The organism is Zooshikella ganghwensis DSM 15267 (assembly GCF_000428585.1).
In the GTDB taxonomy this organism is placed as follows: Bacteria; Pseudomonadota; Gammaproteobacteria; order Pseudomonadales; family Zooshikellaceae; genus Zooshikella; species Zooshikella ganghwensis.
This window is the reverse complement of sequence record NZ_AUAF01000138.1, coordinates 1-11,813: the sequence shown is the minus strand read 5'-3', so window position 1 is coordinate 11,813 and position 11,813 is coordinate 1. Positions and strand designations below refer to the sequence as shown.

Sequence of the window (11,813 nt, the reverse complement as noted above, 5' to 3'; positions counted from 1 at the left end):
GTCATCTGACTGTTGCTGTGCCTGTTTGGGGCGATATCCTCGAAGCCCTTTATTCCGCATCAATTCACGAGAGATGGTTGATGGATTTCGTTCCAAATTCTCAGCAATTTCTTTTTGATTTAATCCTGCTTTTAAAAGCGAATAAATCTGGTATCGTTCATGTTCAGTCAGCTGAGTGTAGTTCATAGTGCTTTATCTCTTGGTCGGGAGAAGCGCAAACTCTACCAGCTGGCTTCTCTTATGCCAATTGCACTTATTATCCGAAACCGCGATTAATATAATTGATGGTTCGGGAAAGTACTTAATTCCAGGATTAATTGACAGTCATGTCCATATCAGTGACACTGTTGGTATGCAATTAACACACGAGAAAAAACACCCCGAGATAGTTAAATTATATAATACCCAGCTGCCCCGCTCTTACCTTTAACACGGATTCACCACACTGGTTGATTTAGGGGCTTATCCGGGCCGCGTGGAAGCATTTAAACAACACGTTATCAGCCCTGAAATATACAGCTGTGGAAGTAGCTTAATGCTGGAGAATGGCTACCCTGCATTGTTTCAACCCAAAGAAAATCGAGTTGCACTTTTTCCAAACCTTTTATTTAATCCACAGAGTAAAACCCATTTACCAGGACTTTCTGCAATCCAAAATAATGTCCGCAATAGTATTAAACGTGTAATCAACGAAGGTGGAATTTGTGTAAAGAGTTACCACGAAGATGGTTTTGCTAAATCAATTTGGCCTGTTCCTTCAAATGAGCTACAACAAACTATCAATCATGAAGCAGCAAAACACAACTTACCTTCTATTGTGCATGCAAACTCCATTAATGCCTACAAAGCCATTATTAATTCTGGGGTAAATATTATTGCACACGGGATGTGGAATTGGGATGAATTTAAAGGTCAGTCTGGTGTTCCTCAAGAAATAAAAACAACACTTGAGAATGCCGTTAATAATAAAGTAGCGATCATGCCAACATTCCGAGTTGTTGGCTCTAATATGGATCTATTTGACTCTACCTTCCTGAATGATAAAGCACTTACCCATGTGCTACCCAAACTACACATTGCCTAGTTAAAAACCCCTGAAGCTAACTGGTTTAAAACCATGTTACTTAGCAACCTACCAAAAGGGACTCCCATACCTGAAGTCCTGAATATAATGCACAATATATACAATCAAGGTCAACGTGCCTTCCAGTATTTTTATCAACTTAATGGACAAGTTGTATTTGGCTCCGACACCCCCTCTTCCCCAAGTTACGGCAGTATTCCAGGGTTAAATGGTTATCTGGAACTTCGAGCTATGGCAATGGCAGGCATGACCCTCAAAGATATTTTAGCTTCTGCCACCATTAACAATGCTCGAGCCTTAGGCCTCGACCAAAGTATTGGTTCAATCACCGAGGGTAAAACCGCAAACCTGCTTATATTAGATAAAAATCCTCTTGAAACAATTAGTGCCTATAATGCAATTGATACGGTTATTATTAAAGGACAAGCCTATAAACGAAGTTTTTTTCAGCTAAATCAACGTTATAAATAAAATCTAAAAGGAGTGATGATTATGCGCTTTTTTATGGTAATTTTATTAACGCTATATTCTTTAACCGCACTTGCGTCATGTCCAGAGTATCTTAACGTAACACTTCGCAAATTACACTCACAAGACAGGGTTAACTTATGTCAAGTCACCGCAGGAAAACCCGTTCTTATCGTTAATACAGCCAGTCACTGTGGTTTTACTCCACAATTTAAAGCATTAGAATCACTTCATAAGCAGTATAAAGATAAGGGGCTTGTCATTCTCGGTTTTCCTTCGAATGACTTCCGTCAAGAGGCCAAGAATGAGGCCAAAACAGCGAAAGTCTGTTATGTTAACTATGGTGTCACTTTTACCATGCTGTCCCCCTCATCAGTCACAGGAGATCAAGCCAACTCTGTTTTTAAATATTTAGCCACAAAAGCTACACCTCCTAAGTGGAATTTTTATAAATACCTGGTAAGTGCTGATGGGGCTACTGTAAAAGCCTTTGCCAGCGCAACAGAACCAAATAGTGATGCATTTCTACAAGCCATAGATCAATTATTATGATTAATAACAAAATATACCCTGCTTGAATGATTTCTAGGTTTTGTTATCTTCACTCTTGACCACCAAGGATGGTGGAAATGCAGTTTATGCAGGAGCATTTAACTGCCACCCCAATCACCTATTAATATGGGCTCATGGGGCTTCGTCACTCGATGGCCGCACTCGTATTGGGTATATATACACCTCCTAGTGAGGTGTAAGAGAGAGGTATGAGCCTACTGAAACCTGTTGCAGTTGAACTTTTTGAAATGCAAGGTATCCTAGTCAACATTGGTCCACTAAGTGTCTATTACATAACACTCAAGAAAATACTTGGAATGAATCTCAAACTGTTTTCACTCATAATGCTTTTACTACTGACACTCGCAAGTCAGAGTAAAGTATTTGCTGTGGAAACAGATACGACACACGCTATGCAGCTTCAGCAAGTTAAGACTGAGCATCAAACTAAGCATCCCAGAACTAAACATCATAGTGATACAGCAGCTGCTACCCAACAAATGGATAGCAACACTCACACATGCTGCAAAGCATCCTCTTCTTCTCAATATCAAAGCAAGTGCCAGCAAAGTGGGTCATGCTCCAGTGGTCATTGCTTATCATCTGTTGTATTACCAACAACCACATCCTCAGCACCTTTACCCGAAAAAACGTTGGAACTTAGTCTGTATAGCACCTTTACACCTTCACACCCTTCAAGTATCCCCTACCGACCTCCCATTATTGGCTAACCTGTCTATATCGGTCGCATATCCTTAGTGGTGTCACTTTGGACTTCGCGAACAAACCAATTTCCAGGTTCACAGTACAGATTTTGCTAAGCAGCTTAAGCAGATAGGTTTAAAAGCAACGATTGCTGTTGTTAATGAATATCAGCTTTGTGAGCAATAACGAGTAATTCGTTATTCAATTCTGCCGCAATAGCCCTGTGAACAACTGAATATCAGTGACTGTTATATAACGGTTAGTTAAATAGGTTTTTGTCATTATGCTCACTCTTAAACTATTTCGTTTTTTTGCTTACATTATTTTTTTCTTTCCTTTTATTTCTGGCTTTGCCGTTGCTGAGACTGAATCCAATCGTCCGCAAAGTCCCCAAGTCAATGCAGGTCAGACTCAAGCCTCTAATAATGGCCTTCAGCTCACCATCTACAAAAATCCAAGTTGTGGATGCTGCAAAAAATGGATGAAACACCTGAATGAGCAGGGTATTAAAACACAGGCTGAACACCTTGATGACCTATTAGCGATCAAAACCCAATACAACATACCCTCAACTCACCGTTCATGTCATACAGCCGTATTGACGTCCCCCAAAAACAACAAAACTTATGCATTTGAAGGTCATATCCCTGCTAAATTCATCAAGCAGTTTCTAGAAAATCCTCCTACTCATGCAACGGGTTTAGCTGTCCCTGCAATGCCGGTGGGTAGTCCAGGCATGGAATATGGTAATGAGTTTTTACCTTATGAAGTGTTTTTAATTAAAGAAGATGGCTCAACCACCACTTATGCTCAGGTGCAAACACTGGAGGATCAATACTAATGACCTCCCAAGCACTCTTAACCATAACGGCAGGGGTTTTCCTCAGCCTGGCTTCCGGTATCAGTTACGGCTCACCACTTACCCTGTCGCAAGCGCTTCGCCTGGCACAGCAAAATGATCCCTGGCTCACTAAAAGCCAGCATATCCAAGAGGCTACCATGGCCAAGCAAATCGCTGCAGGCACCTTACCTGACCCAAAAATGTCAGTGGGCTTGGCAAACCTGCCTACTGACACCTTTGACTTTGATCAGGAGCCAATGACGCAATTTAAAGTAGGTGTAGCCCAAATGTTTCCTCGTGGCGACAGTCTGCAACTCAAACAACAGCAACTTAAACTGCAAAGTCAACAACACCCTTTCCTGCGACAAGATCGTAAAGCCAAAGTGGCCGTGGCTGTAAGTCAGTTATGGTTGGATGCATACCTTGCCCAGGAAAGTATTGCCCTTATTAATCGTAATCGGGGCTTATTTGAGCAGTTATCTGGTGTAGCTCAGGCCAGTTATGCTTCAGCCATGGGTAAGTCCCGTCAGCAGGATATTGTTCGTGCTCAGTTAGAGCTAACACGGCTGGATGATCGCTTAACAAACCTGAAGCAACAACAGGAAATGCGATTACAGGCATTATCGGAGTGGACAAGTGATGCCTTTATCAGCGAAATAAAACCAAGCAACATAAAGGGGCGCATCGCATCCCCTACTATGGTTTCAAGCTATTCAGTCAATAGACTAACTCTCAGCCGAAAACTGCCTAACCTTCATCTTCTTAAACGACAACTGGTTTTTACAAAAAATTCCACACCACAAACACTCGCCAAGTATTTTATGCAACATCCTGCAGTAAAAGCATTGGATCAGCAAATACAAGCTAACCAGACTGAAATAAAACTTGCTGAACAAAAATACAAGCCCGAATGGGGTGTGAATGCCAGCTACAGTTACCGAGATGATGACCCCAACAGTAATGATCGTGCTGACTTTTTTTCAGTAGGCGTAACCTTCGACTTACCCCTGTTTACCACAAACCGACAAGATAAAGAGGTGCAAGCCGCAGCATCTCAAGCGGAAGCTATTAAAACCGAAAAGTGGTTATTGCTAAGGAATATGATGGCGCGATTTGAAACAGCAAAAGTACAGCTCAAACGATTAGATCAACGCTTATCGTTATACCAGTCACAGCTTTTACCACAAATGTATCAACAGGCTGAAACCGCTTTGACAGCTTATACCAATGATGAAGGCGATTTTGCTGAAGTCGTTCGCGCACGCATTGCTGAGCTTAATGCAGAAATTGACGCACTGGCCATTAATGTTGCAAAACAGAAAACCATCGCACAATTGAATTATTTTCTCATCACAAAATAAATTTTAAGCCATAAAAGAAGCAGTAAAAATGATACTGTTTTCTGAGTAGGAGAAACATCAATGACAACGTTTCTGCGTCATAAAGGTACGCTGATAACGGGCATTATTCTGGGCATATTACTCGGCTTGTCAGGTTACAAAATTATCACATTAAATACTGATAAATCATCAAAACAAGCTAACAGTAATACGACAAGTGACGAAAAAAAACCGTTATACTGGGTAGCCCCTATGGACCCCAATTACCGTCGAGATAAACCCGGTAAATCCCCCATGGGTATGGATTTAATTCCCGTTTATAAAGAAGATCAATCAGATCAAGACGCAGGCCCAGGCACTATAAAAATAGCGCCGAATGTCGTTAATAATTTAGGGGTAAGAACTGCAAAGGTCACCAGGCAAGTTTTAACAGCAAGCATTACTACCGTAGGTTATATTCAGTATAACCAAGACCGATTAATTCATATTCACCCACGCGTAGAAGGCTGGATAGAAACCCTTTATGTAAAAGCACAAGGCAATACTGTGAAAAAAGGTGATCCATTATACGCTATTTATTCACCCGCTCTCGTCAATGCACAAGAAGAATTTTTATTGGCTCTACAACGTAATAACCAACAACTTATTAATGCGGCCATTGACCGCTTAAAAGCACTGCAACTACCCACTGTCACCATAGAAAAATTACGAAAAACCCGACAAGTACAGCAAACTGTCACGTTCTTTGCGCCCCAAAGTGGCGTCGTAGATAACTTGAATATTCGTGAAGGTTTCTTTGTTAAACCAGGCATGACCTTGATGGCTATAGGCTCTCTCAAAGAAGTCTGGGTTGAAGCAGAAGTTTTTGAACGCCAGGCAGCGTTAGTTAAGCCTGATATGGCCGTGACAATGACCTTGGATTATCTGCCCGGAAAAACCTGGCAAGGCAAGGTGGATTATATTTACCCAACACTGGATGCCAAAACCCGCACCGTAAAAGTACGCCTGCGTTTTGCTAACCCAAATAAAGTACTTAAACCCAATATGTTTGCACAGGTGATTATTCACGCCGATAGCACAGAGCAGCGGCTACTTGTCCCCCGTGAAGCCGTCATTCGTACTGGGCGGCAAGATCGAGTGGTACTGGCTTTAGGTGATGGCCAGTTCAAATCCATTGCGATCACCATGGGTAAAATGAATGAACACTATGTTGAGGTCATAAATGGCTTAAAGGAAGGTGACAGTATTGTCACATCGGCTCAGTTTTTACTGGATTCTGAATCCAGCAAAAACTCTGACTTTCAACGGATGAGTTCAACGGATCAAACATCTCAAAACACAGCACAACATGAACACTATACTGAGCAGAGTGTGGAACCCAAAACAGAAAAAAAACCATCAAGTGCTTGGGTTGAAGCAGAAGTGCATAAAATAATGCCTGACACCCGAAAAATAAATGTCACACACCAGGCTATTCCAGAGTGGCAATGGCCTGTCATGACGATGGACTTTATGTTGGCAGACAATATTAATATTAATCAGTTATCTCCAGGATTAACTGTTCATATTGAAGTGCAAAAAGCCAGTAATAACCATTACCAAATAACCCAAGTACACATTCCCAACACCCCGCAACAAACATCAGAAAAAACCAGCGAGCAACAACACAGCGACCATAGTGAAGTGCATAAGCATGGACAACCAGGAGAAACACCATGATTAAAGCCATTATTCACTGGTCGGTTCATAATCGCTTTTTTGTTTTGCTGGCAACGTTTATCTTAATGGGTATTGGTTTTTATTCGCTTAAAAATACGCCTGTTGATGCCATACCTGACCTGTCGGATGTGCAGGTGATTATAAAAACCAGTTATCCTGGACAGGCTCCTCAAGTGGTCGAAGATCAAGTCACTTATCCGCTTACTACTGCTATGTTATCGGTGCCTGGCGCTGTCACAGTACGCGGCTACTCATTTTTTGGTGACTCCTATGTGTACGTCATTTTTGATGAAGATACCGATTTATACTGGGCCCGTAGCCGTGTTTTGGAGTACCTCAGTCAAGTAGCGCCTTCACTGCCCACCACAGCACGCCCTCAACTTGGCCCTGATGCCACTGGAGTTGGCTGGGTTTACCTTTATGCTTTGGTGGATAAAACCGGTCAGCATGATATTAGCCAACTACGCAGTATTCAGGATTGGTTTTTAAAATATGAATTACAAACCATCCCAGGTGTATCCGAAGTAGCAACTATTGGTGGCATGGTTAAGCAGTACCAGGTAAAGGTAAACCCTGACAAGCTCCGTGCGTTTGGCATTCCCCTTGCTCACATTCAACAAGCCATTAAGCAAAGCAATCAGGAAGTGGGTGCTTCCGTCGTTGAGATGGCTGAGGCTGAATATATGGTGCGTGCCTCCGGTTATATTCAGAACCTGCAAGACTTAAGCAATATCCCGCTCGGTGTTAACCAAAATGGTATTCCTCTTCTCTTAAAAGATGTGGCGGATATTAATTTAGGTCCTCAAATGCGACGAGGCATTGCCGAGCTAGACGGTGAAGGAGAAACCGTAGGTGGTGTCGTTGTTATGCGCTTTGGTGAAAATGCACAACATGTAATTGATAGCGTTAAAGCAAAATTGCAACAACTGAAACAGGGACTACCAAAAGGTGTCGAATTAGTAACGGTCTATGACCGCTCGGGTTTAATTGAACGGGCTGTTAACAATCTTTGGCATAAACTGCTGGAAGAATTCATTGTTATCGCACTGGTATGTGTTGTATTTCTTTTGCATGTACGTTCATCGCTAGTGGCTATTATCAGTTTACCCATAGGTATTCTCACCGCATTTATTGTGATGTATGCTCAGGGTATTAATGCCAATATTATGTCATTAGGCGGTATTGCCATTGCGATTGGGGCAATGATTGATGGCGCTATTGTCATGATTGAAAACATGCATAAACATTTGGAACGCACGCCACTTACCCCTCAAAATCGCTGGCAAATTGTCGCTCAATCCGCCAGTGAAGTCGGCCCTGCACTCTTTTTTAGCTTATTAATTATTACCATAAGTTTTGTGCCTGTCTTCACCCTAGAAGCCCAAGAAGGCCGCATGTTCTCACCGCTCGCATTTACTAAAACCTATGCGATGGCTGCAGCAGCAGCGCTAGCGATTACTTTGGTGCCAGTATTAATGGGCTATTTTATACGAGGTAAAGTCATTGCTGAACATAAAAACCCTATTAATCGTATATTAACCGCACTGTATTTACCCTGTCTGAAAATGGTTTTACGCTTTCCAAAAATAACGCTATTGCTCGCATTAATCACCTTAGGGCTTGCCATTTGGCCACTGGATAAAATTGGTAGTGAGTTTATTCCACCGCTCGACGAAGGTGATTTAATGTATATGCCAACCACGTATCCAGGCATATCTATTGGTAAAGCGCGCGAACTATTGCAACAAACCGATAAATTAATTCGAACCTTACCCGAGGTAAAAAACGTATTCGGTAAAGTAGGCAGAGCAGAAACCGCTACAGATCCCGCACCGCTAACCATGATCGAAACCTTTATCCAACTTAAGCCACATGATCAGTGGCGTCCTGGCATGACAACCGATAAGTTGAAAAAAGCGCTGGATAAATTAGTCAAACTACCTGGTGTCACTAATGCCTGGGTAATGCCCATCAAAACCCGTATTGATATGTTGGCCACCGGCATTAAAACACCCGTCGGTATTAAAATCGCTGGCCCTGACCTTATGAAAATTCAAACGATTGGCCAACAGCTAGAAACTATTTTAAAAGAGGTACCAGGTACGGCTTCGGCTTACTCAGAGCGTGTTGCAGGTGGACGTTATATTAAAGTGGATATTCAACGGGAAAAAGCAGCCCGTTATGGTTTAAATATTGCCGATATACAACAAGTGGTTGCTACCGCGATTGGTGGGATGAATGTTTCACAAACTGTTGAACGCCTAGAGCGTTACCCTATCAACATCCGTTATCCACAGGATTATCGTAACTCACCAGAACAGCTTGCATTACTACCCATTGTGACGCCTATGGGCCAACGTATATCGTTAGGTGATGTCGCCAATATCACTATCGAGGATGGCCCTCCCGGCATTAAAAGTGAAAATGCCCGATTAAACGGTTGGACATTTATTGATATCGATAATATGGATGTCGGTACCTATGTTCAACAAGCCCAACAAGCCGTTAATGATAAACTGACGCTACCCGCTGGTTATTCCATCAGCTGGTCAGGCCAGTATGAATATATGCTGAGAGCTAAGGCTAAATTAATGTATGTGGTACCACTCACCCTCGCGATTATTGTGGTATTGCTATTTATGAATTTTCGTAATCTGGCCGAAGTCCTCATGATTATGGGCACCCTTCCCTTTGCCATGGTTGGTAGTATCTGGTTAATGTATTGGCAAGGCTATAATTTTTCTGTGGCGGTTGGTGTTGGCTTTATTGCATTAGCCGGTGTGGCTGTTGAAATTGGCGTAATTATGCTGGTTTACCTCAATCAAGCCTATAAAACCCTACTACAAGACAGACAACAGCAAGGCTCTTATCCCTCAGTTGTGGAGCTTAAAAACGCAATCATACATGGTGCAGGTATGCGGGTACGTCCTGTGATGATGACTGCAGCCACCATTTTCTTGGGCTTATTACCTATTTTATATGGTTCTGGTACTGGTTCAGAAGTCATGAGTCGTATTGCTGCCCCCATGGTGGGCGGTATGTTAAGTGCTGTGTTTTTAACGCTATTGGTTTTACCTGCCGTGTATTTTTTATGGCAGCGCTATCAGCTACACGTCGCTATACAGAAAAAGCATGCTACTCCTTTTTCTGAAAGCATCGGCAGTCTCAAATAAAGAAACACACCGGCAACTCAAACGGAGTTATAATCATGGACAATTATCTCTCACGATTCCTTTCCAGCGCTCTATTTTTTATCGCCCTTTTATCTTCACCACTGGCTCTCGCCAGTGGTTCGGGACACCACCATCATCAAAAAACCGCTAGTGCTGTTGGCCAACCTGCAGAACAAACACAAGCGACAAAAACCATTCATGTAACAATGACTGATAATATGAAGTTTTATTTTCAGGAGGCACTCAATATAGCACCTGGCGACACGGTACTTTTTATTGTAAAAAATGACGGGAAAATACCTCATGAGTTTTCTATAGGCAACCAGCATGAGCACAAGGAACATCAAAAAATGATGCGTAAAATGCCCAATATGCGGCATGAAGATGGCAATACCATTACTGTTGATCCTGGTAAAACTAAAGAAATCGTCTGGCAATTTAATGGCGAAAAAGAGGTGATTTTTGCCTGTAATATCCCAGGGCATTATGAAGCAGGTATGCACCATCGAATGACACTAATCGGAAAGTAGCTTTGCCATTATATCTACTACGATAATTAAATAGTTACAGATGCATTACTAGCAAAAGCAACCTGACTTCCAATGAGTATGCAGTAAATCCTTCCCTGGAGGCTTGTCTGCTGCAGGGATGCGGCAGACAGTTCTTTGGAAATCAGTCCATTTTTTATTATACGATACACGATTGATAATGATTAAAAGTAATCAGCAATAAACCAGGATAAACTTATTATCTTTTTATAGTTGATTTTATACGGTTTAAAATACCTCCTCCACTACCCCTTGACATTCTTTTATCACTGCTATTTATCAATGAGGTATCCACTGCTGATTTAGCTGGAAATGGATAGCGTGCTTTAATTTCCGCTACTTTATTTCGCCAAGTCAATTCTTTCTCGCTTGTTTTATCATATTGCCACTCCAAATATAAAGGATCAGACTCACGACTATATGCTTGACGCCGACCTTCAGTAGCTTCTTCGATAGAATACGACAACAGAATTTGATTGTCAGGCACATCGACACCACATGCCTTTAAATAAACTTGCACTTGATGAATATCGAACACTTCCCCTAATACAGCGATAACTTCATTATTATCTTTTCCTTTTACTTCCATATTTTTCCTTTGATATTTAATAGACTAAACATGTGCAAACTCTGGAAATATTCCCCAAGTAAGTTCTTCATAAGGGAAAAAACCACTCACAGAGCCAAACAGACAAATTAACATTTCACCCGAATCTCCAGGTTTACTTGATAAAGCAAGTTTTGAGTGTTCTGAGTGAAATGCATGATAAATGCTGTCAATACTCTGTCTCATTCCATAAAGTTTCCAGCCATTTTCAAAATTAATAATAGGCTTCATAACACTCCGTGTATCAAAATCACCACTGATTAATTTGATATAACAGCCAGTTGTAATTGCACCCTGTTGATAGCCATTAGACCAATTATCATCAATTCTAGCAGGATGCTTTCCGGAACCTCTCTTCCACCTTAATCGGATTATATTAAAACTGCCATTAATATACGTATCGAAAACACTTTTCCTAAACTCATCTGCTAGCCCATTCCCAGTATGGTCTAAATCATTAATAGGATTAGAATGCAATGTAGCGGGTACCTCTAAAAATGTTACCAAAATTTCAATATTTTTAGGAAAGATCTTAAATTATAGAAGGTAAATACGATTGTTTATTATTTGACACCAAAATTCACGTTTTATGGGCTCTACAGTGCTAACTACTATCTTACAAAAAGAGATAGTTCTTCCTTTTTTCAAATTGCAGGCGCACTTTTCCTACTTAATGTCACGAACCGCCTCATGTTATAAACTATATTCATCATACCTACTTTCAACTGATTACGTGCAAAGCCTATCACTCGTGAATAAAGTCCACCTTGCTCATT

The 11,813-nt window shown here is 41.4% G+C and carries 12 protein-coding genes; 9 read left to right on the top strand and 3 right to left on the bottom strand.

Going from position 1 to position 11,813, the window contains the following annotated elements:
* A partial coding sequence (locus tag F607_RS0120900; RefSeq protein WP_027709633.1) for a helix-turn-helix domain-containing protein occupies positions 1 to 186 on the bottom strand: 186 nt, incomplete at its 3' end.
* Between the two features lie 289 nt (positions 187 to 475).
* Between F607_RS0120900 and F607_RS0120895 the strand changes: the two genes are divergently transcribed.
* The 9 genes from F607_RS0120895 to F607_RS30885 all read left to right on the top strand — a co-directional run bounded on the left by F607_RS0120895 (position 476) and on the right by F607_RS30885 (position 10,412).
* A complete protein-coding gene (locus F607_RS0120895) occupies positions 476 to 1,084 on the top strand; it encodes a hypothetical protein (protein ID WP_027709632.1) in 609 nt (202 codons plus the stop codon).
* Between the two features lie 87 nt (positions 1,085 to 1,171).
* Positions 1,172 to 1,555 carry an amidohydrolase family protein gene (locus F607_RS0120890; RefSeq protein WP_038291964.1) on the top strand — a complete coding sequence of 128 codons (384 nt, stop codon included), beginning with the start codon at positions 1,172 to 1,174 and terminating at the stop codon, positions 1,553 to 1,555.
* 21 nt (positions 1,556 to 1,576) lie between these two features.
* On the top strand, positions 1,577 to 2,104 hold the full coding sequence (locus F607_RS0120885) for a glutathione peroxidase (RefSeq protein WP_211233684.1): 528 nt from the start codon (positions 1,577 to 1,579) through the stop codon (positions 2,102 to 2,104).
* A gap of 209 nt (positions 2,105 to 2,313) precedes the next feature.
* On the top strand, positions 2,314 to 2,835 hold the full coding sequence (locus tag F607_RS0120880; protein WP_027709629.1) for a hypothetical protein: 522 nt from the start codon (positions 2,314 to 2,316) through the stop codon (positions 2,833 to 2,835).
* A gap of 257 nt (positions 2,836 to 3,092) precedes the next feature.
* Entirely contained in the window at positions 3,093 to 3,650 is a 558-nt protein-coding gene (locus F607_RS35660) for a DUF411 domain-containing protein (protein ID WP_051311703.1), read from the top strand.
* Positions 3,650 to 5,011, top strand: coding sequence for a TolC family protein (locus tag F607_RS30900; protein ID WP_051311702.1), 1,362 nt, complete (start codon positions 3,650 to 3,652; stop codon positions 5,009 to 5,011). The genes F607_RS35660 and F607_RS30900 overlap by 1 nt, the downstream gene beginning before the upstream one ends.
* 60 nt (positions 5,012 to 5,071) lie before the next feature.
* A complete protein-coding gene (locus tag F607_RS30895) occupies positions 5,072 to 6,709 on the top strand; it encodes an efflux RND transporter periplasmic adaptor subunit (protein WP_051311701.1) in 1,638 nt (545 codons plus the stop codon).
* The gene (locus F607_RS30890; protein ID WP_084611358.1) at positions 6,706 to 9,882 is read left to right on the top strand and encodes an efflux RND transporter permease subunit; all 3,177 of its coding nucleotides are present in this window, start codon (positions 6,706 to 6,708) and stop codon (positions 9,880 to 9,882) included. Before F607_RS30895 ends, F607_RS30890 begins: the two co-directional genes overlap by 4 nt.
* Positions 9,883 to 9,917: 35 nt before the next feature.
* Complete coding sequence (locus F607_RS30885; protein WP_051311700.1) at positions 9,918 to 10,412, top strand: cupredoxin domain-containing protein; 495 nt, start codon at positions 9,918 to 9,920, stop codon at positions 10,410 to 10,412.
* Positions 10,413 to 10,629: 217 nt separating this feature from the next.
* Here F607_RS30885 and F607_RS30880 read toward each other — a convergent pair whose 3' ends face one another.
* A complete protein-coding gene (locus tag F607_RS30880; RefSeq protein ID WP_211233683.1) occupies positions 10,630 to 11,019 on the bottom strand; it encodes a hypothetical protein in 390 nt (129 codons plus the stop codon).
* 24 nt (positions 11,020 to 11,043) lie between these two features.
* Positions 11,044 to 11,514 (bottom strand): hypothetical protein, encoded by a 471-nt coding sequence (locus F607_RS30875; RefSeq protein ID WP_051311699.1) that lies wholly within the window; start codon positions 11,512 to 11,514, stop codon positions 11,044 to 11,046.
* Positions 11,515 to 11,813: the final 299 nt, after the last annotated feature.